The sequence below is a fragment of the Alkanindiges hydrocarboniclasticus genome, from assembly GCF_001982605.1.
In the GTDB taxonomy this organism is placed as follows: domain Bacteria; phylum Pseudomonadota; class Gammaproteobacteria; order Pseudomonadales; family Moraxellaceae; genus Alkanindiges; species Alkanindiges hydrocarboniclasticus.
Genome location: NZ_MLCN01000006.1, coordinates 60,764 through 86,559, shown reverse-complemented (window position 1 = coordinate 86,559; position 25,796 = coordinate 60,764). Strand labels below are relative to the sequence as shown.

The 25,796-nt window shown below is 47.0% G+C and carries 24 protein-coding genes; 3 read left to right on the top strand and 21 right to left on the bottom strand.

Annotated elements, in window-relative coordinates; all coding sequences use genetic code 11:
- Positions 1-31: 31 nt before the first annotated feature.
- Entirely contained in the window at positions 32-1,087 is a 1,056-nt protein-coding gene (locus BKE30_RS02305) for a type I glyceraldehyde-3-phosphate dehydrogenase (protein ID WP_227518295.1), read from the bottom strand.
- A gap of 239 nt (positions 1,088-1,326) precedes the next feature.
- Between BKE30_RS02305 and BKE30_RS02300 the strand changes: the two genes are divergently transcribed.
- Positions 1,327-2,049, top strand: a complete 723-nt coding sequence (locus BKE30_RS02300) for a hypothetical protein (RefSeq protein WP_076877054.1) — start codon at positions 1,327-1,329, stop codon at positions 2,047-2,049.
- Between the two features lie 112 nt (positions 2,050-2,161).
- Here BKE30_RS02300 and tkt read toward each other — a convergent pair whose 3' ends face one another.
- Positions 2,162-4,153 (bottom strand): transketolase, encoded by a 1,992-nt coding sequence (gene tkt / locus BKE30_RS02295; protein WP_076877053.1) that lies wholly within the window; start codon positions 4,151-4,153, stop codon positions 2,162-2,164.
- A 317-nt stretch (positions 4,154-4,470) separates the two neighbouring features.
- Between tkt and metK the strand changes: the two genes are divergently transcribed.
- Positions 4,471-5,637, top strand: coding sequence for a methionine adenosyltransferase (gene metK, locus BKE30_RS02285; protein ID WP_076877051.1), 1,167 nt, complete (start codon positions 4,471-4,473; stop codon positions 5,635-5,637).
- 65 nt (positions 5,638-5,702) lie between these two features.
- On the opposite strand, the gene BKE30_RS02280 is transcribed toward metK, so the two are convergent.
- The 17 genes from BKE30_RS02280 to BKE30_RS02200 all read right to left on the bottom strand — a co-directional run bounded on the left by BKE30_RS02280 (position 5,703) and on the right by BKE30_RS02200 (position 23,117).
- The gene (locus BKE30_RS02280; RefSeq protein ID WP_076877050.1) at positions 5,703-6,119 is read right to left on the bottom strand and encodes a hypothetical protein; all 417 of its coding nucleotides are present in this window, start codon (positions 6,117-6,119) and stop codon (positions 5,703-5,705) included.
- A gap of 149 nt (positions 6,120-6,268) precedes the next feature.
- Positions 6,269-6,703 (bottom strand): Imm44 family immunity protein, encoded by a 435-nt coding sequence (locus BKE30_RS02275; protein ID WP_076877049.1) that lies wholly within the window; start codon positions 6,701-6,703, stop codon positions 6,269-6,271.
- 158 nt (positions 6,704-6,861) lie between these two features.
- Positions 6,862-9,717 (bottom strand): RNA polymerase-associated protein RapA, encoded by a 2,856-nt coding sequence (rapA, locus tag BKE30_RS02270; RefSeq protein WP_076877048.1) that lies wholly within the window; start codon positions 9,715-9,717, stop codon positions 6,862-6,864.
- 187 nt (positions 9,718-9,904) lie between these two features.
- Positions 9,905-10,552 carry an RluA family pseudouridine synthase gene (locus tag BKE30_RS02265; protein WP_076877047.1) on the bottom strand — a complete coding sequence of 216 codons (648 nt, stop codon included), beginning with the start codon at positions 10,550-10,552 and terminating at the stop codon, positions 9,905-9,907.
- Positions 10,553-10,625: 73 nt separating this feature from the next.
- Positions 10,626-11,204 carry a hypothetical protein gene (locus BKE30_RS02260; protein WP_076877046.1) on the bottom strand — a complete coding sequence of 193 codons (579 nt, stop codon included), beginning with the start codon at positions 11,202-11,204 and terminating at the stop codon, positions 10,626-10,628.
- Between the two features lie 108 nt (positions 11,205-11,312).
- Entirely contained in the window at positions 11,313-12,617 is a 1,305-nt protein-coding gene (gene hemL / locus BKE30_RS02255; protein ID WP_076877045.1) for a glutamate-1-semialdehyde 2,1-aminomutase, read from the bottom strand.
- Positions 12,618-12,819: 202 nt separating this feature from the next.
- Entirely contained in the window at positions 12,820-13,464 is a 645-nt protein-coding gene (locus tag BKE30_RS02250) for a DUF2939 domain-containing protein (RefSeq protein ID WP_076877044.1), read from the bottom strand.
- Between the two features lie 102 nt (positions 13,465-13,566).
- Positions 13,567-14,181 (bottom strand): thiamine phosphate synthase, encoded by a 615-nt coding sequence (gene thiE / locus BKE30_RS02245; RefSeq protein WP_076877043.1) that lies wholly within the window; start codon positions 14,179-14,181, stop codon positions 13,567-13,569.
- A gap of 171 nt (positions 14,182-14,352) precedes the next feature.
- Positions 14,353-15,897, bottom strand: a complete 1,545-nt coding sequence (gene purF, locus BKE30_RS02240; protein WP_076877042.1) for an amidophosphoribosyltransferase — start codon at positions 15,895-15,897, stop codon at positions 14,353-14,355.
- Between the two features lie 68 nt (positions 15,898-15,965).
- Positions 15,966-16,565 carry a CvpA family protein gene (locus BKE30_RS02235; RefSeq protein ID WP_076877041.1) on the bottom strand — a complete coding sequence of 200 codons (600 nt, stop codon included), beginning with the start codon at positions 16,563-16,565 and terminating at the stop codon, positions 15,966-15,968.
- 6 nt (positions 16,566-16,571) lie between these two features.
- Positions 16,572-17,582, bottom strand: a complete 1,011-nt coding sequence (locus BKE30_RS02230) for a quinone-dependent dihydroorotate dehydrogenase (protein ID WP_076877040.1) — start codon at positions 17,580-17,582, stop codon at positions 16,572-16,574.
- Positions 17,583-17,756: 174 nt separating this feature from the next.
- Positions 17,757-18,233 carry a type II secretion system protein GspM gene (gene gspM / locus BKE30_RS02225; protein WP_076877039.1) on the bottom strand — a complete coding sequence of 159 codons (477 nt, stop codon included), beginning with the start codon at positions 18,231-18,233 and terminating at the stop codon, positions 17,757-17,759.
- Complete coding sequence (gene gspL / locus BKE30_RS02220; RefSeq protein ID WP_076877038.1) at positions 18,230-19,411, bottom strand: type II secretion system protein GspL; 1,182 nt, start codon at positions 19,409-19,411, stop codon at positions 18,230-18,232. Before gspL ends, gspM begins: the two co-directional genes overlap by 4 nt.
- 139 nt (positions 19,412-19,550) lie before the next feature.
- On the bottom strand, positions 19,551-20,021 hold the full coding sequence (locus tag BKE30_RS02215) for a SixA phosphatase family protein (protein ID WP_076877037.1): 471 nt from the start codon (positions 20,019-20,021) through the stop codon (positions 19,551-19,553).
- Positions 20,022-20,074: 53 nt separating this feature from the next.
- Entirely contained in the window at positions 20,075-21,145 is a 1,071-nt protein-coding gene (locus BKE30_RS02210; RefSeq protein ID WP_076877036.1) for an NAD(P)H-dependent glycerol-3-phosphate dehydrogenase, read from the bottom strand.
- A gap of 149 nt (positions 21,146-21,294) precedes the next feature.
- Positions 21,295-21,882, bottom strand: coding sequence for a nitroreductase family protein (locus BKE30_RS02205; RefSeq protein ID WP_076877035.1), 588 nt, complete (start codon positions 21,880-21,882; stop codon positions 21,295-21,297).
- Between the two features lie 5 nt (positions 21,883-21,887).
- Positions 21,888-23,117, bottom strand: a complete 1,230-nt coding sequence (locus tag BKE30_RS02200; protein ID WP_076877034.1) for an alpha/beta fold hydrolase — start codon at positions 23,115-23,117, stop codon at positions 21,888-21,890.
- A gap of 260 nt (positions 23,118-23,377) precedes the next feature.
- Between BKE30_RS02200 and BKE30_RS02195 the strand changes: the two genes are divergently transcribed.
- Positions 23,378-23,746, top strand: a complete 369-nt coding sequence (locus BKE30_RS02195; protein WP_076877033.1) for a hypothetical protein — start codon at positions 23,378-23,380, stop codon at positions 23,744-23,746.
- Between the two features lie 114 nt (positions 23,747-23,860).
- Here the strand turns inward: BKE30_RS02195 and rhlB are convergent, their stop codons facing one another.
- Positions 23,861-25,012 (bottom strand): ATP-dependent RNA helicase RhlB, encoded by a 1,152-nt coding sequence (gene rhlB, locus BKE30_RS02190; RefSeq protein WP_076877032.1) that lies wholly within the window; start codon positions 25,010-25,012, stop codon positions 23,861-23,863.
- 226 nt (positions 25,013-25,238) lie between these two features.
- Complete coding sequence (locus BKE30_RS02185) at positions 25,239-25,451, bottom strand: cold-shock protein (RefSeq protein WP_026470832.1); 213 nt, start codon at positions 25,449-25,451, stop codon at positions 25,239-25,241.
- Positions 25,452-25,796: the final 345 nt, after the last annotated feature.

Sequence of the window (25,796 nt, the reverse complement as noted above, 5' to 3'; positions counted from 1 at the left end):
TGACGCAAAAACCGGCCTTTGATCTGTCAAATCAGTATCGAACCGGATTGCTGCTTAACGCCACACACAAATCCAGCAAGCGGTTGGCATAGCCCCATTCATTGTCATACCACGCCAGCACCTTGGCCTGCCTGCCCACCACAATGGTTTGCAGGCTATCTACCACTAAGGAATATGGCTGATGGTTAAAATCACTGGATACCAGCGGCTGGTCGGTCACATCCATAATTTTGGCATACTGGTTTTTGGCGGCTTCAATAAACAATTGATTGATGGCATGCGCATCTGCCGGATTTTTCATAATAAAAGACAAATCAATAGCCGCCACATTAATAGTTGGCACCCGAATCGAATAGCCATCAATACGGTTTTCCATGTGCGGCAATACCCGCTTTAGGGCACCTAGCGCACTGGAAGTGGTCGGAATGATGTTGTATCCCGAAGCACGTGCCCGGCGCGGATCACGATGGGCATGATCCAGTACAGACTGATCAGTCGTTACCGCATGGATTTCCGTCATTAATGCGGACTCAATACCAAAGGCATCATCCAGCAACTTGACCAGTGGCACCAGCGCCTGCGTGGTACAGGACACACTGGAAATCATCCGGTCGGTCGGCAAAATATCCTGCTCATTAATGCCAAAAACAACGGCTGCATCAACCGTATCAAATGGTGCGGCACCAATAATGACTCGCCCTGCCCCGGCTTGCAAATGTCCGGATGCCCCGGCACGGGAACGAAACAGCCCAGTACACTCCAGCACAATATCTATCTCAAGCGCCTGCCACGGCAATTGCGCGGGTTCAGCCATTTTAAGAATTTTGATGTTACGGCTCGTGCCATTGCTGCTGACCTGCAAAAAACTGGCTCCATGCTCAGTGATGATCTCTACCTGTGCATTAAAGCGGCCATGGGTACTGTCAAAACGCAGCAGGTGTGCCAGCATTTCGGGTTCAGCAATATCATTAATGGCTACAATATTCACCTGTGGCCACAGCGCTTCTTCAATCCAGGCACGCAGCACATTACGGCCAATGCGTCCAAAACCATTAATGGCAATATTTAAGGCAGAAGAATGACTCACAGCACAGGCTCAGCATGGCAAAACAGGCGATGTAGTTTAGCGCATATCCCTTGCAAAAGAAGTTTCTGACACTTTTTAGGCAAAAAAAACGTGATTTGAATCGATTCAACCGATTACCAACTTATTTTTTAAATATTTTTCCTAAAAAAACGGGGATTTTTTGTACATTCACTTAACAATTATGTCGACTACGTCTATACTTTTAATTATCAAGGACGTGACTTCTGACTCTACAAATTATGGCTAAGCTCTTTAAAGTTTTTGCATTTTCTACTTTGGCGCTGTCTTTTCAGGCGCTCTCCCTTCAGGCCACTTATGCGGAAGATACCATTTACACATGGACAGATGAGCAGGAATCACTGACCAACTATGGCGGCATTCCACCCGATGAAGAACTGGGTTCTGATGCAGTCAAGGTTATTGACCTACAAAAAGGCGTGACCACCAAGGTTGATTTTCCAGCCCGTGCCGTGGATGCAACAGTTGAAAAAAACAAGCTGCAGCTTAAGCCACATGCTGGTTATCCTGCAGCAGCTATCGCAGCAATGAATCCAAATGCCCAGACAGAAGCAGCGACGCCTGCAGCCAGTACCAGCACGCCTAAAATGCTAGGCTCATCTACCCCTGTGCCACCAGCGGGCAATACTGAGCAAGCTAAACCTGCTGCACAATCCGGCATGCTGGCCTCAGGTAAAGTCAGTTCATTTATCAATGAGGAAGAAGCCAAGAAACTCAGTGAACAGGAAAATAAACTGGAAGAACAGGCCAAAAGTGCACGCCGCATTGCCCTTGAAAAACGCCGTGATGAAATGAAGGCACTGGCAGAACGGGTGCGTAATGGTGCAGCATCACGGCAGGAAATTGCAGCCTTGATGACCTATCGCCAGACTGCATCCTTTGGTGAAGCGCGCAGTGCATTGGCGCGACCTAAAACTGCCAAGCGCGTTGAACTTAACGACTAAGCCGGACTGAAAATGTTAGTTAAGCATGGCATTGATTGACCAATACCATAAAAAAATGCCTCCACTTTAGGAGGCATTTTTTATGGAAACAGTTTATGAAGTCAGCAATGGCTTATCGGGCAACCAGCTCTTCTACAGCGGCAACCACTGCTTCAGTGGTAATACCAAAGTATTTGAACAGCTCCTTGGCTGGCGCTGATTCGCCAAAAGTACTCATCCCGATGACCTTGCCATCCAGGCCCACAAATTTCCACCAGTAATCCACATGCGATGCCTCAACCGCAACACGTGCACGGATACTGGCTGGCAATACCGCTTCACGGTAAGCTGCATCCTGACGCATAAATTCCTCAGCACATGGCATGGACACCACACGAACACCAGACAACTGGCTATATGCCTGCATGGCCAAGTCAACTTCCGAGCCAGTTGCAATAATAATGGCCTTAAGTTCACCCTGCTCTGCTGCCAGTACATAGCCACCTTTGGCAGCATCCGCAATTTGCGCATCAGTACGCACCAGATGCGGCAGGTTCTGGCGAGAGAACACCAGTGCTGTTGGGCCATCCTTACGTTCCAGTGCCGACTTCCAGGCAATGGCCGATTCAACGGTATCCGCCGGGCGCCAGGTATTCAGGTTTGGTGTGCCACGTAATGATGCCAGTTGTTCAATTGGCTGGTGGGTTGGGCCGTCTTCGCCCAGACCAATAGAATCATGGGTGTAAACATGAATCACGCGCTGTTTCATCAATGCACCCATGCGAACCGCATTGCGTGCATATTCCATAAAGATCAGGAAAGTGGCCACATAGGGAATAAATCCACCATGCAATGCAATACCATTGGCAATGGCTGTCATGCCAAATTCGCGCACGCCATAATGAATATAATTACCTGCCGGATTGTCCTGAATACCTTCACATCCTTTCCAGATAGTCAGGTTGGAACCAGCAAGGTCAGCAGAACCGCCCAGTAATTCAGGTAACTGCGGGCCAAACATTTGCAGAGCATTCTGGCTGGCCTTACGGCTGGCAATGGTTTCTGCCTTGGTGTTTACATCACGGATATACTGGTCAGCCCTGGCCGCAAAATCAGCAGGCAGGTCACCGTTTAAACGACGTTGCAGCTCACTGGCCAGCTCTGGATACTGAGCCTTATACTGTTCAAACAGTGTGTTCCATTCCTTTTCCTGAATGATGCCCCGTGGACGTGCATCCCAGGCCTCATATACATCAGCAGGAACTACAAAAGGCTCATCTGTCCAGGTCAGGGTATCACGTACCAGTTCAATTTCAGGAACACCCAGCGGTGCACCGTGGCATTCTTCCTTGCCCTGCTTGTTGGGCGAACCCAGGCCAATTACGGTTTTACAGATAATCAGGCTCGGGCGTTTGGTGTCTGCCTGTGCTGCCACTGTGGCTGCATGCAGCGCTTCAGTGTCATGACCATCCACTTTTACTACGTGCCAGCCGTAGGCTTCAAAGCGTTTTTGCGTGTCGTCGCTAAACCAGCCTTCCACCTCACCATCAATGGAAATACCGTTGTCATCATAGTAGGCAATCAGCTTGCCCAGTTGCAGTGTGCCGGCCAGCGAACAAACTTCATGCGAAATTCCTTCCATCAGGCAGCCATCACCCATAAAGCAATAGGTAAAGTGATCCACCACATTCAGTTCATCACGGTTAAACTGCGCAGCCAGTGTTTTTTCAGCAATGGCAAAACCCACTGCATTGGCAATGCCCTGACCCAGTGGCCCGGTGGTGGTTTCTACACCAGCCGTATAACCATACTCCGGGTGACCCGGTGTTTTGCTGTGAAGCTGGCGAAACTGTTTAAGGTCATCCACGGAAACATCATAGCCAGACAGGTGCAGCAAGGCATATTGCAGCATGGAACCATGGCCATTTGACAACACAAAACGGTCACGGTTTGGCCAGTTTGGATTAGCTGGATTATGGCGCAAGAATTGACGCCACAACACTTCAGCAATTTCTGCCATGCCCATCGGCGCGCCCGGATGACCGGAATTTGCCTGCTGAACAGCGTCTACAGCCAGCACACGGATTGCATTGGCAAGGCGGCGTTCATTGAGTGGTGTTGTCATGAGCCAGTTTCCCGAATAACTAAATAAAAGACTTGAGTAAAACCTGAACAAGCAAGCTTCGGCAGATTATCCACAACCCGTTTAATAAAACAGGTCAATAACCGTATTACCGAAAAAAGATGCCATATTGTCCTAAAAATCAGGTGCAGGGTAAAGTAAAGAATGCTTTTTTTATTATCGTTGCATATTGTGCTGACATCAGGCTGAATTTTTATTGCGATAAAATCAAGCATTTTTCATGCAAGATGTGCTAGTCCAAAGCTTTAAGTCGCGTTAACATAGCCGCCATCTTTAATTTCTTATTTTCTGGAACATTCATGCGCGAATACGCTGTCTTTACGTCAGAATCGGTCAGTGAAGGCCACCCAGATAAGATGGCAGACCAAATCAGTGATGCTATTCTTGATGCAATTTTACAACAAGACCAATATGCCCGTGTTGCCTGTGAAACACTGGTCAAAACCGGTGCTGTGGTACTGGCAGGTGAAATTACCACTACGGCCAATGTTGATTTTGAAAAAATCGTGCGTGATACCGTGAATGATATTGGCTATAACCACAGTGACCTGGGCTTTGACGGTTCAACCTGTGCGGTAATTAACATGCTGGGCAAGCAATCCCCCGAGATTGCCCAAGGTGTTGATCGCCAGAAGCCGGAAGATCAGGGCGCTGGTGATCAAGGCCTGATGTTTGGCTATGCCAGCCATGAAACTGATGTGTTAATGCCAGCCCCGATTTGCTATGCGCACCGTCTGGTTGAAAAACAATCCGAACTGCGTCGTAATGGCACATTGAAATGGTTGCGCCCCGATGCCAAGAGCCAGATTACCTTTCATTATGAAGATGGCAAGCCCGCGCGTGTTGATGCCATTGTATTGTCTACCCAGCATGACCCCTCCATTAGCCAGGCTGACTTAAAAGAAGCAGTGATTGAAGAAATCGTCAAGGCCGTCATACCGGCTGAAATGCTGCATGCCGCCACCAAGTTTCACATTAACCCAACCGGCAAGTTTGTCATTGGCGGGCCAGTGGGTGACTGTGGCTTAACAGGCCGCAAAATCATTGTGGATACCTACGGCGGCATGGCACGTCACGGTGGTGGCGCATTTTCCGGTAAAGACCCATCCAAGGTTGACCGCTCGGCTGCCTATGCTGGCCGTTATGTGGCCAAGAACATCGTGGCTGCTGGCCTTGCTGACAAATGTGAAATTCAGGTAAGTTATGCGATTGGCGTGGCCGAGCCAACCTCAATTTCCATTAATACCTTTGGTAGCGGCAAAATTGACGATGAGCAAATTATTGCCCTGATTCGTGAACATTTTGACCTGCGCCCGTATGGCATCACCCGGATGCTTAACCTGATTCAGCCGATGTATCAGAAAACGGCTAGTTTTGGGCACTTTGGTCGCCATGGTTCTGATACTGCATTTACCTGGGAAAAAACTGACAAAGCCGATTTGCTGAAAAAAGCAGCGGGCTTGTAATTCGTTGAACCTAAAAAAGCCGCTCACTTAATTAAGCTGAGCGGCTTTTTTATGGCAGGTTTTAGTTACTGATTCTGCGTCGGCGCTTCACCCGCAATATTAGATTCCGGTAAGGCAGAAGGGTCTTCATCCTCACGTGCTGTAGGACTCGGCGTTGCTGTTTCCAGACCAGTAATTTCCTCCAGTTCTTCTGCTGGGGTGTCAATCAGGTCATCAATATCCATTTCTTCCAGCCCGCCAACCGGATCATTGGCGACGGTTTCATCATAACCGGCATCAGTTGAATCTGGGGCAGCATTACTGTTTGCACCACGATCTGCATTACTTGATTCAGAATTATCGCGGTTATTGACCGTAAATTCAGGCGGCGTATCCGTTAATCCACAGTCCTTACCAGCAGCCTCCTGCCGAATATCCTGCTTGGCATCGTGTTCTGACTGCTGGTTTTTAGTGGTTGAATTCGTTTGATTTGTATTCGTCATTGACCTACTCCGAAATTTTAAGATAGGTCTAAACTAATATGTTTATAAATAAGTGATAAGACAAGAATTGCGACAGTAAGACGGGTTTATGTAAATGTTATTGCATTTTGTGACTTATAAAACTATTTCTTGCATGAAATGCAAAACCATTAAACCCAATTATTAGTCTTAGCAACTTTAAGAGTATCTGCTCTCATCCGCTCTAATTCATTATAAACTTCTACGCTTAGCTTCGGCTTGACCTTTTTGAATTTTTCCTTAAGTAAATCCAGACTTCTCATTAACATTGAAAAAATAAGTTGTTGACGCCCTAAGTCATCCGTTGTGTTGAACGCAACATAATTAATCTTTAAGCGAAAGTCCATATTACGCTTTTTAACCGAATATATGATTCGCTCATCAAAGCTATTTTCCCCCATCATTATTGTTATACAATCCCAGCTATCCAAAGGGATATTATAGGATTTACTTTCTAACTCACCTTTAAGTATGGTTTCAACATAATTTCTAGCCAACCTTAATTGAGACAATTGATCTTCATTTAAGACTTCTTTACTTGACTCACTACTTAACCATACTTTCATAAAACAAGTCCCATGGATGATTTAACTTTAGGAGTAAGTGCTTACGTTTACAATCTTTTTCAATCTAATCTCTTTTAAGCTCTGCATATTTCTCAAAATAGATTAAGTATAAAAAAAGCCTGCATCAGCAAGCTTTTTTCTTAAGTTCTTTTTATAACTTATTTCATTGCGACCATTACCCGAATAGAATCCGGCACCATTGACAGTTGCTCCAGTAACTGCACACCTTGTGCCTGCTGTTCTTTCAGGCGCTCCAGCTCATCCTCACGAATGCTGGGGTTGTGTTCTTTCAAGTAAGTCAGGCGGTCAATTTCCTGTTGCAACCGATCATTATAACGCTTGCGTGCGGTTTCACTAAAGCTTTGCACTTGCGCCTTGGCCAGTTGTTCGGCCTGCTTGTAGCGCTCTTCAATGACTTCGCGGCGCAGCTTGACTACCTGTCGCGCATTGCTCATATCCAGACGATGCACATACGGATGCAGCATGGCAGAATTAATCTTGGCCGATAAATCCTGCCCATTTTCATTTAGCAGTACCCGAATCAGTTGCTGTGGCAAACTGGCCGCCAGATTGAGCACTTTCGGCGCAATGACTTCGACCCTAAACCACATTTCCATCATCAGGCTACCCTGTGGAATTGCCGCGCTTTTTAGCACTGCCACACTGGTATTGCCAAACGACTGGGTATGTATCATTTCAAAAATGCTATTGGTAAACGGATGCTCCAGCGTAATGTACTGGGCATCTTCACGCTGCTGCGCCTGCTCGCGTGAGAACGTTGCCGTCATGCCTTCTTCATCCAGCAACAGGCCTTCTACCTGCATCTGGTCGGAAGGACGCACAATTAATGTGCCATCACTCTGCTCTTCAAAATCAATGTTGGTGGCCGCCAGAAAGCGCGTCATAAAGTCTGGCAGAGGATTTTGCTCATCCTGATCTTCCAGTGCCTTAACGATGCGTGCAGCTACTTTTGGCCGACAGGAATTAAATTCCAGCAGACGGTCACGCCCCGCCTGCAATTCATCTTCCAGCGCCATGCGCTCAGCGTTAACTTGCTCTAGCAAAGCTTCAAATGCCTCACCCTGACCTTCTTGAGAAGGATCATTCAGCAGGCAATCTTTCAGCGCCACAATATGGTTTTCCTGCAAGGTTTGTGCAGTGGGCGAAATATTGCTAAAAATATTCAAGGCTTCGTTGTACCAGCGGAACATGCGTTCCTGCGCAGTGCCCACAAAATATGGCACATGAATCTGAATGCGGTTTTGCTGGCCGATACGGTCCAGACGACCAATGCGCTGCTCCAGCACATCGGGGTTGGCAGGCAGGTCAAACAAAATCAGATCACTGGCAAACTGAAAATTACGGCCTTCTGAGCCAATTTCCGAACACAGCAGAATTTGTGCGCCATAGCCTTCTTCGGCAAAATAAGCCGCGGCCTGATCACGTTCCAGCAGGCTCATGCCTTCATGGAACATGGCAGTGCGAATGCCACCATGAATGCGCAATGCAGTTTCCAGTGATTCAACCACCGGGCCACTGCGGGCAATCAGCAAAACTTTTTTGTGTTTTAAATCCTTGCGCAGAATGTCCATCAGCCACGGCAGGCGTGCATCATGTTCCATCCATGCGCCATCTAGCTGGGTTTCTTCAAACCACATCTGTTCACGCAATTTACCGGTTAAAGGCCAATGCGCTGGCGCTGGCAACGCGGCAGGAATACAGTCACGGCCGGGAAAACCGGAAATGGCTTCACGGGTATTGCGGAATAAAATCCGTCCCGTGCCATGACGATCCAGCAATTCATTGATGGCACGATAGCGCGCTTCACCGTCCTGCTCGACTTCATGGCCCAGCAGCTCAACCAGTATTTCCTGATGCTGTTCAGTGAGTGGCTCATCAGACATCAGCACTTCAGCAATTTGGGCAGTCTGGCTGTACTGGGCTTCTTCGTCCAGAAAATGATCCAGCGTGTCAAACCGTTGTGGGTCCAGCAAGCGCAGGCGGGCAAAATGACTATCTACGCCCAGTTGCTCAGGCGTTGCAGTCAGTAACAATACGCCAGGAGTCTGGGCTGCAAATTCTGCAACCAAGTCATAGCGGTCATTGCCAACACCCTCACCAGTTTCGGGGTCTTCATGCCAGGTTAAGTGATGCGCTTCATCAATCACCAGCAAGTCAAAGCCAGCGTCCAAGGCCTGTTGTTTCAGGTCGTCGTGATCCAGTAGCAAGTCAATGCTGGCAATAATGCATTGTTCGGTTAAAAACGGATTGGTGTCTTCGTCATGTTCTTTGATCGATGCAGTACGCGTCAGGTCAAACAGGGAGAATTGCAGATTGAAACGGCGACGCATTTCAATCATCCACTGGTACTGCAAGGAATCCGGCACCAGAATTAAGATACGTTCACTACGGCCAGTTTGTAGCTGCTGGTGAATAATCAGGCCAGCTTCAATGGTTTTGCCAAGGCCAACTTCATCGGCCAGCAGCACACGCGGCGCCAGACGGCGGCCCACTTCATGCGCAATGTATAACTGGTGTGGAATCAGTCCAACCCGCGGGCCAAGCAGGCCACGTAACGGACTAATGGCCATGCGGCTTTGCATCAGCAAGGCTTCAATGCGCAGGTCATACCATTCTTTGGATTCAATCTGGCTGGCCAGCAGGCGGTCTAGCGGGCGTGCCAACTGGATATTGGCGCCCAGCCGGGTTTCATTCATGCTTTTACGTTGTTCCCCATTAGGGCAAACCACGTTATAGCGCATCACGCCATGCACATTTTCAGCGTTTTCTACCTGCCACTCCTGCCCTTCCTGATCGGTAAACCAGTCACCCTGTTTAAACAGGATACGGGACAGCGGCGCATTGGCCCGGGCATACACGCGCGTTTCATCGCTCTTAGGGAATAAAATGCTAATGGTACGTTCATCGACATCGACCAAAACACCTAAACCAAGTTCTGACTCTGTGTCTGATAACCAACGTTGTCCAATGGCAAAATCTTGCAATTCATTCACCTTATCTTTTGCAATTATTACAGCGCACGTATTTATTGCCCAATAATTTGAAGCCCAAATCGTGCGGCGCGCATTCTCTCATATCTACTGTGTATTTTGCTTGAGTTTTTGTATAAAACTCACCAGTAAACCTGTTTTACTCAACCTTCCCGGTTGTAAAGACTGACAAAAGCAACAGGCCAGTTGATTAAAATGGTGCTGGACAGAAAAAATTCAACGTATCACCTGTAACCGGATGAAAAAAAGACAACTGTTCGGCGTGTAAGCACAAGCGTGGCATCAGCTTGCAATCCGCTTCACTGGCATACAGTTCATCACCCACAATGGCATGCCCTAGATATTGCATGTGTACCCGAAGCTGATGTGAACGCCCAGTGATTGGCGTGAGTTTAACTCGTGTTACTGGCTGATTGTGGATTTCAAACTGCTCCACTGCCTGCCAGTGAGTCAGGGCAGGTTTATGATAGGTGGGATCAGCAATGTGTAATGGTGGTCGCGCTGGATCATAATTAACCGGCACATCGACACTACCCTCACCGGTTAAAATACCACTTACCAGTGCGTGATACTGCTTGTCGGTCTGACGATTTTGAAACTGCTTTGAAATATGACTTTGCGCGGCTTTGTTTAATGCAAACACCAGAATGCCCGAGGTATCACGATCCAGCCGATGAATGAGTAAGGTATTGGGTTCTTCGGCCAGCAAGCGGTTAATCACACAATCGGTCAAATCCCCTTTGCCGGGAACACTGAGCAATCCGGCAGGTTTGTTAATGACAATAAAGTGTTCATCCCGGTGAATGAGGGTTTGCTGTAAAAAATTTTGAGATGACAAGTAGAAAGCTCACAACAGCATGTTAATCAGGAATATATAATTATATCAAATTGTCAGCATATCTATGGGAATCTTAAAAATTGTATTTTTTCTTAAACATCATTAATTGGTATCTGACAGAAGTAGGCGGTGCCAACAATTTTTTTGAAATTTTTGTTTGTGACAGTCCTCCTATTACGCCACCAGCAAATATAGCTCCAAACAAGAAATATATATTTATAAACCACAGTGAGTGCCCTTCATAATTCCCTGGATTAAAAGACAGAGGATTATTTATAAAATCTGCTACATATCTAGCGAATGAATCTGGATCTGACCAATTATAGAACAACCATATCATTAATGGTGCGAACATTACTCCAAGTACTACATGTGCAAAACCGCTCTTTTGAATATATGATCTAGACATAATCATAAACAGCGAGACACTAAAACCAAGCATTAATGCTGGTACGCCAAAAAGGAAATAGCTTATCGGTATCGTCAATATCAGTAAATTGATTATCCAACCAGCCATCAAAGGAAAAAATAATAAAGAAATGAACATGACATAGATAATAAATGCAAATCGTAGCGCAGCTACTTTTAAAAATTCAACTGCAAAAATTGCTATGCCAATTAAGACATCCTGAAAAGATAGAGATTGGGACATTATTTAAATCCTCATTATTATTAAGAGTTATTTGATAATCATATCAGATGCCATTGCCTTTACAATAGCATCTCTGAATAGAATTAAGTCATTGACGCACTAAAAACTCTAAACCGCCATCTCGGCAAATACTTCTGTCGCAGTAGCAATGGTTTGTGCAATATCAGCATCGCTATGCACACTGGAAATAAATCCGGCTTCAAAGGCTGATGGCGCCAGATAAACACCGCGCTTGAGCATGCCATGAAAAAACTGCTTAAACGCTTCAATATTGCAATGGGTCATGGCTTCAAAACTGGACAGGTCATCCGAATCAGTAAAATACAGGCCAAACATGCCACCCACTTGCTGGGTTTTAAACGCTACGCCTGCGTCATCAGCAGCCTGTTGTAAACCCACCAGCAACTTGGCCAGTTGTGCTTCAAGCTGGTCATAAAAACCGGGCTGGGTCAGGTGCTTGAACATGGCAAGTCCTGCCCGCATGGCCAGTGGATTACCAGATAGTGTGCCCGCTTGATAAACCCCGCCTAAGGGCGCAATACATTGCATGATTTCTTTTTTGCCACCAAATGCGCCTACGGGTAGCCCTGCGCCAATGATCTTGCCCAGTGTGGTAATGTCAGCCTGCACGCCATAACGCTGCTGTGCCCCGCCTAATGCCACCCGAAAGCCGGTCATTACTTCATCAATAATTAAGACGCTACCAGCTTTGTCGCACTCATCACGCAGGCATTGCAAAAAGCCATCTACAGGAATGACCAGATTCATATTACCGGCCACAGGCTCAACAATAATGCCTGCAATCTCTGATCCAAACTCGGCAAAACAGCGCTGCACGGCTTCAATATCGTTATATGGCAAAATAATCGTGTGCTTGGCAAAATCTTCGGGTACGCCCAGTGAGGTAGGTACACCCAGCGTGAGCATGCCAGAACCGGATTTCACCAGTAGGGAGTCAGCGTGGCCATGGTAGCAGCCTTCAAATTTAACGATCTTGTCGCGTCCGGTATAACCGCGCGCTAGCCGAATGGCACTCATGCAGGCTTCGGTGCCTGAGCTGGTCATACGTACCATTTCGATAGAAGGCATGATGTCACAAATTAAATCAGCCACAGTGGTTTCTGTGGGCGTGGGCGCACCAAAACTCAAGCCATCCGCTGCGGCCTGCTGTACGGCAGTGACGATATCCGGATGCGCGTGGCCCAGAATCATTGGCCCCCAAGACCCGACATAATCAATATACTGCTTTCCTTCCGCATCCCACAAATAAGCACCTTGGGCCTTGGTAATAAAAACTGGCGTACCCCCTACACCTTTAAATGCACGCACGGGCGAGTTTACACCGCCAGGAATATGCTGGTTTGCTGCTGCAAAAAGTTCAGCATTAGAAGTCGTTGATAAAGGCTGGGTCATACATTCACCACAAGGCAAGTCACCAAAAAAATACGCACATCAGATCCATGGTCAGGCTTTTTAAAATGCGATGACCTATAAAATGAATGCTTATAAGATGTGCGATACGAAAGCGTCAGTTTAACGTGAAAACATGACGCAAGCGTTGTGAAATATTTAATTGAATAAAGTTAACGCAACATAAAATCAGGGAGGAATAAAACTAGGGCAAGATGATATTACTAAGTTTCCAGCCCAATCCTGATCGGGTCAATACATAACGCACAGGCTGGCGTTCCGGGTGCTGCTGGACAATACTAAACTGGTTAATGCTGTCAAAATGGTATTGCCATTGTGCATGTGAATGCAGGGTTTGCAAAGGTTGCAGGGTATTAACTGGATAAGTTGCCATTTCTCTGGAACCTGAAACAGGTTTGTTGGTAGCCTGAACGGTTTGATAATTTGTACTATGGTCACCGCTCATGCTGTCTTCAGTACCGGTCCAGCCTTCAATGCGCTTAAGGTCATTTTCAAAGCTGCGAATATTGCTAACCAGCATAATAATGGAGCTTGGTGTCACTGCGCGATTAAGCATACCATCAATCGCCTGACTGGCAATATTGTACGTTAGGCTACCAAAGAAACTGCCATTTTGACGCACGGACAGTTTTTGCTCCAGTTTATCCTGAAGCTGGGCTTTAAGGTTTCGCTTTAGCAGGGCAAAATCAATATGCTGTGCCAGCTCATGGCTACTTTTTTGCTCAACCGCTTGTTTTATCTGATAAACCGTGTAGTAAGGATTTATAATCTGCCAGACCATAAAAGCCAGAAAGACTAAAGCCGCAGTCCACTGCTTCTTCATATCCATTAACCACTCATTACATCAACAAGCTACTCAGCCTACCCAATAACGCCTGTTCACAGATTTCTTTTTTTGTGTAGGTTTCTGTTAAACAATGTAACCAAGCCGTTAATTTCTTAATAATACTTGCCAAGCTTTGCAACGTTGTGCTACGTGCGCAATTTCGAGATTTAATATATCGCCGACCACGGCAAATAAATCGATGCCCAGTTCTACCAGTGGCTGACTGTTTTCAACCGTCAAACCACCAATTACACAGATAGGCAATTCAAACTGCGCTTTGGCCTGCTGCAAGGTCACTAAACTAACGCGCTGGGCATTGGGCTTGGTTGCAGAAGGAAATACCGCACCAAATGCCAGATAACTAACGCCTTCTGCTGCGGCCTGACTGGCAAGTTCCAGTGAGTTATGGCAGGTTCGGCCAATAATGGCCTGTGGCCCCAGTTGTTTTCTTGCCTGAATGAGTGATCCGTCGCCTTGTCCTAAATGCAAGCCGCAACCAAACTGCTGGGCCAGTGCCAGATTATCATTAATGATTAGAGGCACCTGATATTGCTGGCACAGTGAAAGTAGCCTTTCAATTTCCTCAAGCTGCTGCACAGGAGTCACTTTTTTTCTACGGTACTGGATTAAAGATATAGGGCCACTTTGCAGTGCCACATGCAGTTTTTGATACAGCACATCAAACGCATCGTCATTGGTAATTAAATATAATCCACGCATTGGCCAGTTTTAATCCTTATTCAGTTAAAAACCCTATGAAGACTGAGCAGCCCAGCCAAAAAGCAAGCATAAAAAAGCGCAGGGGCTTTATCAGGCTTTGGCAACATTTTAATCTGTTGAGCAAAGCTTGCCCCTGCGCTTTTCAATCACACGTTTACGCGTTACTTTAAATCACACTTCTTCTTTAATGCCGGTCATGTCCACTGGGGTATTTTCAGAAGACACATCAATCACGGCACTTTTCACTGCAATCTTGGCCTTGTCATTACGGCGTGCCTCAAGGCGATTTAAGTAACCTTCATCAATGCCCTTGGTCACATATACACCGTTAAATACCGAACAGTCAAATTCCTGTACTGGTGACTTGCGGCTCTTGGTGGCTTCAATCAGGTCTTCCAGATCCTGAAAAATCAGGCGGTCTGCACCAATAATAGTGCGCACTTCTTCAACACTATGGCCTGATGCAATCAGCTCGCTCTTGGCAGGCATATCAATGCCATAAACGTTGGGAAACTTAACCGGCGGCGCGGCAGATGCAAAGAATACTTTGGTAGCACCGGATTCACGGGCCATCTGGATAATTTCATGGCAGGTGGTGCCACGTACAATGGAATCATCCACCAGCAATACATTCTTGCCCTTAAACTCAAGGTCAACCGGATTTAACTTCTGGCGTACTGATTTTTTGCGCTGCTGCTGGCCGGGCATAATAAACGTTCGGCCAATGTAGCGGTTTTTCATAAAGCCTTCACGGAACTTCACACCCAGATGATTTGCCAGTTCCAGTGCCGCTGTACGGCTGGTATCAGGAATTGGAATGACCACATCAATGTCATGGTTTTCACCCCATTCACGCAGAATTTTCTGGGCCAGTTTTTCACCCATGCGCAAACGTGACTTATAAACAGAAATACCATCAATAATGGAATCCGGACGGGCAAAGTATACAAACTCAAAAATACACGGCGCGTAACGGGATTCTTTTGCACATTGCTTGGTAAAAATCTGGTTGTCCGAATTAATGAAAATCGCCTCGCCCGGCGCCACATCACGAATGACCTTAAAGCCAAGCGAGGTTAGCGCCACTGATTCAGAGGCAATCATGTATTCCACACCGCCAGCTTCATTTAAGCGCATGCCGTAGGTTAATGGACGAATGCCGTTAGGGTCACGAAAACCCAGCAGGCCATGCCCGGTAATCATCGCTACGACAGCATAAGCCCCTTCACAGCGCTGATGCACCCGGGAGACCGCTTCAAAAATATCATTTTCGCCCGGAATTTCCTTGCCAAGAGCCTGTAGCTCATGAGCAAATACATTCAGCAATACTTCGGAATCGGAGTCAGTATTAATGTGGCGTAAATCTGTCTTGAACAGGTCACGGCTGATATCAATGGCATTGGTCAGGTTGCCATTGTGCGCCAGTGTAATGCCATAAGGAGAGTTGACATAAAATGGCTGCGCCTCTGCACTGCTGGACGAACCGGCAGTTGGGTAACGCACATGGCCAATACCAAAGTTACCTGCCAGACGCATCATGTGGCGTGTATGGAATACATCACGCACCATGCCGTTTTCCTTGCGCAAAAACAGGCGGCCGTCCTGACAGGTAACAATTCCAGCGGCATCCTGTCCGCGATGCTGTAACATGGTTAAGGCATCATATAACGTTTGGTTGACAGGCGCTAAACCAGCAACACCAACGACTCCACACATAGCGACCTCGCAGACAGGCTAGGTAAATAAACTGGTTGAATAACCCAGTTAAATAAACAAGATATACATCAGGAAAACGGATTGGGCACAGTATCAGCAGCATCACGACTACCTACACTACGCTCATACTGGTCAACCGGCTCAGGTGACAGTTCTGGCTCATCACCAGTTTCGCGGGATTTTACTTCATCCCACACATGTCCTGCCACATGTTCCGACATTTCAACGGCCATTGGCGCATACGGTGATAACAGCGACACCATTCTGGATTTTTGCCAGTAGGGTGATTCAGCGACCCATGGGCCTATCAACTGAATGGCAATCATTAAAATCAGTGAACCTTTGGCTGCTCCAAAAAGTCCACCTGCAACCTGTTCGGTCAGACCTAAACGCAGGGCCTTAAGCAAACGGCGCAGGACATTACCAATCAGGGCCGACACAAACAGTACCAGCACAGCAATGGTGGCAAATGCAGCAATTTTCTGCACTACCGGGTCTTGGGTTAATACTGAAAAACTGGGTGCCAGTGTCTGTGCAAAACGACTGCCCAGCACCAATGCCAGCAGCCATCCAATCAGGCTGGTTAGGGAGCGAATCAGGCCACGCTGTAGCCCTGTCCATGTTGCCCACATGATGATCACCACACTGGCGATATCCAGATAATTCATAATGTGTTAGCGCACTGCGTTGACACAATCATTAATAAGGTCTGGACCTTGATAAATCAAGCCGCTATACAACTGCACCAGAGATGCGCCAGCATCCATCTTGGTCTTGGCCTGATCACCATTTAAAATTCCGCCTACCCCAATCAAGGGGATACGTCCCTGCAAATGCGCTGCAAATGCTGTTAAACATTCGGTACTGCGGTCAAAAACCGGGGCACCTGACAAACCACCTGCTTCATCTCCATGTTGCAGTTCAGCAACACCATCGCGAGATAAGGTGGTATTGGTAGTAATCAGGCCATCTATTTCAAAACGGATTAACTGCGCACTGATAAAGGCAATGTCTTCCGGGCTTAAATCAGGTGCAACCTTGAGTACCAGTGGTACATAATGGCGGTGCTGGGCAGCCAGATAAAGCTGTCGTTGTTTTAATTGCTGTAACAGATCGGTTAATGCATCCCCACTTTGCAGGCTACGCAAGCCCTTGGTATTAGGTGAAGAAATATTAACGGTGACATAGGAAGCATAGGGATAAACCTTGTCCAGACAAATCAGGTAGTCATCTACTGCCTTTTCGACTGGCGTATCGGCATTTTTGCCAATATTAATGCCCAGTACGCCTTTATATTTTGCAGCCTTGACATTTTCAACCAGCTTGTCCACGCCATCATTATTAAAACCCATACGGTTAATAATGGCCTGCGCCTGTGGTAAACGGAACAAACGCGGATACGCATTGCCAGACTGCGGCCGTGGGGTAATGGTGCCTATTTCAATAAAACCAAAACCCAGTGCGGCCAGACCATCAATATAGTCGCCATTTTTATCCAGACCAGCAGCAAGCCCTACAGGATTATCAAAGGTAATTCCCATGCAGGTAACAGGCTGGTTAATTTTTGGATACAGTCGGGACAGCAGTCCGGTTTTTCCGGCCAGCTTGAGCGAGGTTAATGTCGCGTTATGTGCACGTTCAGGATCTAAGGCAAACAGGGCTGGACGTGTAAACTGATATAGCATGGACAAAACAGGCTCAATGCAATAAAGCGTAATTATAGCTGTCTCGCCGCCCAGTTGCTACCAGTTGCTCTTAAACACTTGGCAAAAACCAGTCTATTTTAGGAATTTGCCACCACAAGCCTGCAATTAGCTTACGCACGCAGGCAAATATCCTGTTATCAGTTTAAGAATACCTTAGCCCTGACCCAAGGACGCCTTAAGCTGCAATTCCCCTGAGGGATTCTGGCTAATATCCAGTTGCTGGATACTGACACCCTGTTCGGCCAGACGTGATAACCATGTACCCAGCACTGCAAAGCTTTGATGTACCACACTGACCTGAACCTGCTCACCAGCCGGCATTTGTGAAACAGTTAAGCCCTGATTTTGTGCTGTAGTCTGAATAATCATGTTCAATGGCATCTGGTCGCCTTGTGACTGCCGAATATTAGGCGCCTGCGAACGCATCCACAATAATAATTCGCGTTCTTCTGTGGCTTGCGCCTGTGCCTTGTCAGCCGCTTTGTGGAGTGCCCAGATGCTGTAGCCCACTGTCACCACAACCAAAAATATAGTCATGACAATCAGGGCAAAGCGGTCACGTGGTGAAAGCCGGTCCAGACGTTGCTGTAGCTGCGCTGTATACTGGTTAAAACTAGTGGCCAAACTCATAATTGCACCCGAATTAAACCTGATACCTGTCCACTGGCAGGATTAACCGAACCCAGCTCGGCATTCAAGCCCTGATCACTAAGCTGGGAACGCAAGGATTCCAGTGCAGGCAAGCCACTGGCAATAATAGTCAGTTCCAGCACGTTGTCCCGGTATTGCACCTGAGTGGCTGGCAAGTTGGCCTGCTGCAACAATGGCCCTACCCGGCTGATCAGCGATAATGCGGTCAGATCCATATTGCTATTACCCTGCAAGTGGCCTTCAAACTGCCTTCTCAGGTTAACAATCCGGCGTTCTTCTGGAAACCAGCTCTGGAACTGCTGCACTGCCATGGCATGGGTTTGTTCGGCAATCTTGTGATAACGCCATGTCCGCACCCCGTCATAAACCATTTGCACCAGCAAGGTTGCGACCAGCACGGCAGCAATGGCTGGCCAGTACCCTGATAACTGGGCTTTGGCCTTTGGCAGAACATTAAACGGATGGCGAATATACTGGGCATCTGTGAATGGCGCTGGTGTACTTTCCCAGGCATAGAGGCTAACGGCCAGACCTGCAATGCCTTCAATGGCCAGCTGATCCTGCTCGCCGGGCTGGCCCCAGATATTAAGCTGGGTTAGCTCAGGCATGTAATCCAGCAAAATGGTCAGATCATCAGCGCAATAAGCCACATAATCACTCACCCGCAAAATGCGTTGCTGCTGGTGAATAATCAGTTGGGCTTCATTGAGTATAGTGGGTGCTGGAACCAGCAAAAAATCCGGTAGCAAAGCCTGAATGCGCCATGCACCCAGCGCCATAATATTCTGGTACTGGCTCACCAGACTGGCTGGTAATGCCATGATATTAACGTGTTCACTCTCATCAACCAGACTTTTATCCACCTGGCCTTTATCTAATTGATAATGTACAGCCAGTTGATCTACAGGCAACAGCGCATATTCTTCCAGCAAGTACCGGACACCACTTGGCCCAATCTGGCGCAATTGCTGGCGGGTCAAGGGCTGGCGTAAAATCTGCGTGCTGCTGGTTGGAAAAAAGACAATAGCTTCCTTCTGATTTTCAGTAGCTGTTGCCTGAAGCAATTCATCCCAGTTGGCTGCAGTTTGCCAGACATCAGTGGCATTGACACGCCAGCGCCAGGCAGCATCACCTTCTGGCATCCATAAATACAGCATGGGTTATTTTTCCCTGATTTTAATATCGCAGTTGTTGTGTCAGTTCATCGTGACAACTTCTTGCCGCCATCATATAAAAACATGATCTATAAATCTATGCCAGCATAAAAGTTTATGGCTCAAGTCATCAGTACAGCGTTTACCTGACCAATTGCGGCACAATGCGTATCTGCTCAACCGACAGCCCATTGGCAATTACCGTTTGCTCATATACGCGTGCTTCTGCCAGCTCAAAACTACGGGGTGGCTCACCCACCAGCAAACCGCCCATGTAGGCCACAATATTCATGTGACACACCACCACAATACACTGGGCTTCCAGTTGCGATAACCATGCCAGTGCTGGTACAGCCTTATCTTCCGGCTTAATATGGTCATAGGTAACAACTGGAACCTGCGGACACAAGTTGGCAAAAGCCTGCCGGGTCTGCTGGGCACGCAATAATGGACTTACCACAAATAAATCCGGTTGGTAGCGCTGGATAAGCTGTTGGGCAGTTGATGCTGCCTGCTGTTGGCCGCGTAAGGTCAGGCGGCGACGGGCATCACTGTGCATGCTGCTATCAATCGGGCTTTCAGCTTCGCCATGCCGCATTAAAATCAGTTGCATTGCCTATTATTTCCAGTAAATCACTTTAATAAGTATAGGTATTATCTACGGCCTTAAACCTGCTCATGCGGCAGGACAAACTCCACATCACTGCGGTGCCCATTTTGCATCAGTGACAGGGCAATGCCTAAAGGTGGTTTTCCTTCAAAAATTACTTCATACAAGGCATTGGTAATTGGCATGTACACATCCAGCAATTTGGACTGGGCACTGACCTGACGAATGGTGTTAATACCTTCTGCGGTCTGTCCAAGCGCGGCCACCGCTTCCTCAAGATTTTTACCCTGGCCCAGTGCATAGCCAATCTGGTAATTACGGCTGAGCGGGCTACTACAGGTGGCAAATAAGTCCCCTACGCCCGACAAACCCAAAAAGGTTAAAGGATTTGCACCCAGAGTCACGGCAAAACGGCTCATTTCCGCCAGCGCACGGGTGAGCAACATACTGCGGGTGTTTTCACCCACGTTATAAGCTGCACCCATGCCCATGGCAATTGCATAAATATTTTTCAGCGCACCGCCCAGTTCAACCCCATGTACATCTGAACTGGCAAAAACCCGAAACAGGGCACTGTGCAGCGCTGTTTGCACGGCATTACGCAAGGCTTCGCTACTGCTGGCAATCACTGTGCCTGCAGGCATATTGGCGACAATTTCCTTGGCCAGATTTGGCCCGGATAATACACCAAAAGGCACTTCCGGCAATTCCTGCTGAATAATGTCGCTCATCAGGCAAAAGGTTTCTGCCTCAATGCCTTTGGTAAGTGACACAATGGCCTGCCCGCTAATCATTGGAGCAATCTGCTTAAGCACATCCCGATAGGAGTGGCTGGGAATCGCTACCAGAATAATATCGCGGTTAGGCACTACATCTTCCAGCCGGCTGCTAAATTGCAGGCTGTCTTCCAGTTGAAAATCCGGCAAATAACGCATGTTACGCTTGGTTTGCTGCATGTCTTTTGCAGCGTTTTCATCACGAATCCACATGCAGGTTTCGCAACCATTGCGTGCTGCAAGGTTAGCCATGGCCGTACCAAAGCTGCCACCACCCAGTACCGCTACCCGTAATGGGGTTGCTGGTTTTTCACGTGGCGTAATTAAGGCCGAAAAATTAAAGTCATTCATCATAATAAGTTCTACTAGTCCAGAGCCTAGTTAAGTCAATGTTAATTCAAATTCAATGATAGTAAGGTTCAATCCAGCAAATCGCCACTGATATTTGTTGCCAGCACCTGCATCTGCAATGTGACTGCTGCAACATGCTCGCCAGCGTTCTACAATAAGTTGGCCGGCCAGTCAGTTAAAAACTCATTTACTGACAAGCGCTCCCGTGGGGCCAACTGACGAGCCGCCGTCCCGATATAAATAAATCCGGCAACTTCATCCTCGGCTTTTAATCCCATCTTTTGCTTAAATACGCCTGACTCAGCCATGGTGCCGGTACGCCACATCGCCGCGTAGCCTTGTGCATTCAGCATAAGCAAAAAGTTTTCAATGGCGGCACCCATACTGAGTACCTGCTCCACCTTGGGCACTTTAGGGTGTTGCTGTGTATCGACAATTGCCACCAGAATCAATGGGGCACGCAGGGGTTGTGCCAGTGCGCGTTCAAGCTGGGCCGATTCAGTTACGCCAGCTTCCTTCACACATTGCAAAAAAATCCGACCCAGTGCATGCCGGCCTTTATCACGTACCTGCAAAAACTGCCACGGACGCAAACGGTGATGGTCTGGCGCACTTAAAGCAGCCTGCAATGCCTGCTCAAGCTGTGCCTGTGTTGGCGCTGGTTCAACCAGCTGACCAACGGACTGCCGGCTTTCAATAAAAGCCAGTAACTGGTCTGGCGCAATGGACTGCGTCATATTGTTTATTCCTCATGCTTATTTTGCATCGTGTTCACGGGCTGTTCACCGGTATCTTTTACATCATTAGCTTCAGCATTCCGCGCAAATACTGGTTCACCTGAACGGCGCTTTAGCCAGTCTGTCACAATGACCCAAGTGGTTTTTACGGCCTGAGTTCCGGTAAACAGGCCAGCATGACCACCGGGCACAACTTCAAAGCTTTTATCCAGCGAACCTACGACTGTGATCACAGCGCTGGCAGCACCAATACTGGTAATGGCATCGTTATCCCCTGCAATGGCCAGTAAAGCGCATTTAATATTTTTAAAGCTGATCTGCCGTCCACCAATATGAAAATGCCCATGATTCATACGGTTGGCCAAGCCGAATTTTTCAATCATCTCGCGCATGGTTGCACCGGGATAATCCGGCATGTTGGTAAACCATTCATTCATGGTGGTATAGCGGCTGACATAATCCTGATTGCCAATATTGCGGACCAGATCAATATAACTGCTTAGCATGGCAGTGGGCTGAGTCAGTTGAAAACCAATGGAAAGCAATTTGCCATTGACATGAAACAGACTGGAATCAAAGTCATTGAGGTCAAAACCAGTTACGCGGCGCAGCAGGCTGGCTGGGACTGAAAAGAGCTGGTAAGCCTTGCCAATTGCACTGCTCATCTGGTGCATGTTTACCGGTGAAGCAATAGTGACCAGATTTTTAACCTGATTTTTTCCTTCAGCAGCGGTATAGATGAGTGACAACAAACCACCCATGCAATAGCCCACAATACTGACCTGCGCCTGCCCACTATGCTGGCGAATAGCTGCCACTGCCTTGGGAAACCAGTTTAAGGTATAGGTTTCCAGCGATAAATAATTTTCACTGTTGCTGGGCCGACCCCAGTCAATCATATAGACCGCAAAACCATGTGCCAGAAAGTAGCGTACCAGCGATCGCTCAGTCATCAGGTCAAATACCCAGCCATATACACCCAGCGGAGGCACTAGCAGCACTGGAATGGCATAGCGTTTTTGCGCAACAGCAACAGTATCACCTTCCACCTGAACCCGGTCTTCCTTCAAAGGTGGATAATAATGAACAGAAAACAGGCCTTCTCGCAGTAATTGCTGTCGGGTACTTTTGTTTTGTAATAAATAGCGGTGGCGAGAAAAGCGGCGGCCTACCGAATGTTTAACTGCGGCCTTACTATATTCAATAAACGGTAAACGTGGAAAATGAAATGCCATGCAGTGATATCTCGTGATGCACTAGAGCGGTAAGCACCTGTAGATTAGCAAATTTCCATCCTTTGGGCGAATGATCATGGCCAATTTTCAATAAAAATGAAATATCCGCAAGCCCTAAAATAGCATCCTAAAAAAGGATGGATTTAACCCAAAGCACACAGTTTGGCAAACGAACTGTCATCGACCCCCAAGCGCTGTATGTTCATAATTCTTCTAAAATTAAAGATACATTCTTTTGAAATACATCTTGGAGCCAAGTAATGATCAAGCAGCTTACCCCACTAGCAGCACTAGCCCTGACAGGACTAATTCTTTCCGGTTGTGCCAGCACTCCCAATGCAACCACCGCCATTCAGCGCGAAAATAACCAGTTTGAAGTAACTGGCCTTGGCAAGTCCAAGACTATTGCCATGAATAACGCAGCCAGTGCCGCCAATAAAACCTGCCGCAGTAGCACCCCAATCGTGGTTAATGAAGAAATTAAATACAACGGGGTAGTCAGTGAACAAACCGGACGCCTTATCGAACAAGCTGCCAGTGTAATTGGGGTATTGAGTGGCTCAGGCAGTAACTCCATTAGCCGAGATGATGATTACGAAGCCAAGTTAACCTTTTACTGCAAAAGATAATCCTGTTTTTAATATTAAGTCGTAAAAGTACACCTATAAAAAAAGTCAGCCTTATCAGCTGACTTTTTGCTTTAGCCTCAACCAGCATTCAGGCTAAAGCATGCTATCCAATGTTTAGCGATAACCATCCAGGCGTTGCAAAGGAAGCTTCTGACCAATGGCTTTTTCCAGATCAGCCAGTAAAAACGAATCATCTTCACTGGCAAAACTGATACTAATGCCATTTTCACCGGCACGGCCTGTACGGCCAATCCGGTGTACATAGTCTTCGGCGTGCTCAGGCAGAGTATAATTGACCACATGGCTTACCCCATCCACATGGATACCACGGCCTGCTACATCGGTTGCAATCAGAATCTGGATTTTGCCCTGCTTGAACTGATCTAATGTCTTGATGCGTTTATCCTGGGCAATTTCGCCCGACAAGATGCCTACACTATAGTTCTGCTTTTTTAAACGATCATACAGCTTGCGTACCTGATCACGGCGATTGGCAAAAATCATGACCTTATCAATCGGTTCCTGTGCCAAAAGCTCTTTTAACAGGCGTTCTTTTTCCTGATTACCGACAATATAAACCCGCTGCTCTACCCGTTCGCTGGTTTTTTGTTCTGGTTCAATTTCAACGGTAATCGGTTCAAATAACCACTGCTGTGCCAGATTGAGTACATCATAGCTAAATGTGGCCGAGAACAATAAGGTCTGACGGTTTTCCTTAGGAGGTGCCTGACGCAGGATGCGCTTGACTGACGGAATGAAACCCATGTCCAGCAGACGGTCAGCTTCATCAATCACTACAAATTCCAGACGATCTAGCCAGACTTCCTTCTGGTCCATAAAATCCATTAGGCGGCCCGGTGTAGCAACCAGAATATCCACAAAACTTCTGTCCAGTCCCTTACGTTGCAGATCATAATCCACACCGCCCAGCAATGTCACAATACTAAGGTTGGTATGCTTGCACAGTGCCTTGGCATCACTTTCAATTTGCAGGGCCAGTTCACGGGTCGGTGCCATAATCAATGCACGCGGCTCACCACGGTAACGCTGCTCTTCAATCGGATGATTCAGCAAATCATTCAGTACGCTAATTAAAAAGGCTGCGGTTTTTCCAGTCCCTGTCTGGGCGCGCCCAATGGCATCATGTCCTGCCAGCGTATAACGTAAAATCTTTTGCTGAATCGGAGTCATGTGATCATAGCCAAGATCATCAATGGCACGACGCAAGGAAGGATGCAAATTAACCGCGTCGAAGCTTGAACTCATACGAACCTTTCTTTCATAAAATAAAATAGTGGGTCAATCATGTCATGACCTTGTTTTCACCCAAAAAAATACGTCCCAGCACTAATGCATGGGACGTACATTCTAGCGGCATTTAATGGACATGAAAACATGTAAGCAATAAATCCGCTAGTTAACGCCAGACCAGTAACACAACATTAGGATGCTGTCGTATACTAGTCTGTGCATTAGTGCTTTTTCAGCAAAATTAGTCTAAAGGCTGAACTTCTTCAGCTTGAAAACCTTTTTGGCCTTTTACAACAGTGAATTCAACGCGCTGACCATCACGCAGAGTGCGGTGACCGTCGCCTTGAATCGCACGGAAGTGAACGAATACGTCGTCACCGCCATTGCGCTGAATAAAACCAAAACCTTTAGTATCATTAAACCACTTTACAACACCTTGCTCGCGCGCTGACATATGTCAATCCTCATATAAAACAAAAGAAGGACTGTCCGGTGTTGCAACAGCAGAGAAACACAGACCATCAAAAAACTTATTTCTTGTTGTCGTAGTCATTCTGTATATCATTCAACAATTCCAGATCAAATCCAATACCGTATTAAATGTAATACTTAACACCAGTATCATTTGAGCTTAACATGAACTTTCCAAGGTGCAAAGCTAGAAAAGATAATGTTTGTAAATAAGATGGGGTTTCTGTCACATTTACTTAAAAATGTTTGATTTTTAGCCTTTTTTATCATGTAACAGTTTTTTATCGTTATTTTATCGTCAGTAAACGTGCAAAGCATTTTATAATAA

What these genes read in the sequence shown, in the direction of transcription:
- thiE (WP_076877043.1), bottom strand. Translation starts at nt 14,181, where the DNA reads ATGCGTGGATTATATTTAATTACCAATGACGATGCGTTTGATGTGCTG.
- BKE30_RS02185 (WP_026470832.1), bottom strand. Translation starts at nt 25,451, where the DNA reads ATGTCAGCGCGCGAGCAAGGTGTTGTAAAGTGGTTTAATGATACTAAA.
- BKE30_RS02215 (WP_076877037.1), bottom strand. Translation starts at nt 20,021, where the DNA reads ATGCAACTGATTTTAATGCGGCATGGCGAAGCTGAAAGCCCGATTGAT.
- BKE30_RS02235 (WP_076877041.1), bottom strand. Translation starts at nt 16,565, where the DNA reads ATGAATTATCTGGATATCGCCAGTGTGGTGATCATCATGTGGGCAACA.
- gspM (WP_076877039.1), bottom strand. Translation starts at nt 18,233, where the DNA reads ATGAGTTTGGCCACTAGTTTTAACCAGTATACAGCGCAGCTACAGCAA.
- BKE30_RS02275 (WP_076877049.1), bottom strand. Translation starts at nt 6,703, where the DNA reads ATGAAAGTATGGTTAAGTAGTGAGTCAAGTAAAGAAGTCTTAAATGAA.
- metK (WP_076877051.1), top strand. Translation starts at nt 4,471, where the DNA reads ATGCGCGAATACGCTGTCTTTACGTCAGAATCGGTCAGTGAAGGCCAC.
- rhlB (WP_076877032.1), bottom strand. Translation starts at nt 25,012, where the DNA reads ATGAGTTCAAGCTTCGACGCGGTTAATTTGCATCCTTCCTTGCGTCGT.
- BKE30_RS02210 (WP_076877036.1), bottom strand. Translation starts at nt 21,145, where the DNA reads ATGAATGACTTTAATTTTTCGGCCTTAATTACGCCACGTGAAAAACCA.
- hemL (WP_076877045.1), bottom strand. Translation starts at nt 12,617, where the DNA reads ATGACCCAGCCTTTATCAACGACTTCTAATGCTGAACTTTTTGCAGCA.
- BKE30_RS02250 (WP_076877044.1), bottom strand. Translation starts at nt 13,464, where the DNA reads ATGGATATGAAGAAGCAGTGGACTGCGGCTTTAGTCTTTCTGGCTTTT.
- BKE30_RS02260 (WP_076877046.1), bottom strand. Translation starts at nt 11,204, where the DNA reads ATGTCCCAATCTCTATCTTTTCAGGATGTCTTAATTGGCATAGCAATT.
- BKE30_RS02195 (WP_076877033.1), top strand. Translation starts at nt 23,378, where the DNA reads ATGATCAAGCAGCTTACCCCACTAGCAGCACTAGCCCTGACAGGACTA.
- BKE30_RS02300 (WP_076877054.1), top strand. Translation starts at nt 1,327, where the DNA reads ATGGCTAAGCTCTTTAAAGTTTTTGCATTTTCTACTTTGGCGCTGTCT.
- tkt (WP_076877053.1), bottom strand. Translation starts at nt 4,153, where the DNA reads ATGACAACACCACTCAATGAACGCCGCCTTGCCAATGCAATCCGTGTG.
- gspL (WP_076877038.1), bottom strand. Translation starts at nt 19,411, where the DNA reads ATGCTGTATTTATGGATGCCAGAAGGTGATGCTGCCTGGCGCTGGCGT.
- BKE30_RS02200 (WP_076877034.1), bottom strand. Translation starts at nt 23,117, where the DNA reads ATGGCATTTCATTTTCCACGTTTACCGTTTATTGAATATAGTAAGGCC.
- BKE30_RS02230 (WP_076877040.1), bottom strand. Translation starts at nt 17,582, where the DNA reads ATGCTATATCAGTTTACACGTCCAGCCCTGTTTGCCTTAGATCCTGAA.
- BKE30_RS02205 (WP_076877035.1), bottom strand. Translation starts at nt 21,882, where the DNA reads ATGACGCAGTCCATTGCGCCAGACCAGTTACTGGCTTTTATTGAAAGC.
- BKE30_RS02280 (WP_076877050.1), bottom strand. Translation starts at nt 6,119, where the DNA reads ATGACGAATACAAATCAAACGAATTCAACCACTAAAAACCAGCAGTCA.
- purF (WP_076877042.1), bottom strand. Translation starts at nt 15,897, where the DNA reads ATGTGTGGAGTCGTTGGTGTTGCTGGTTTAGCGCCTGTCAACCAAACG.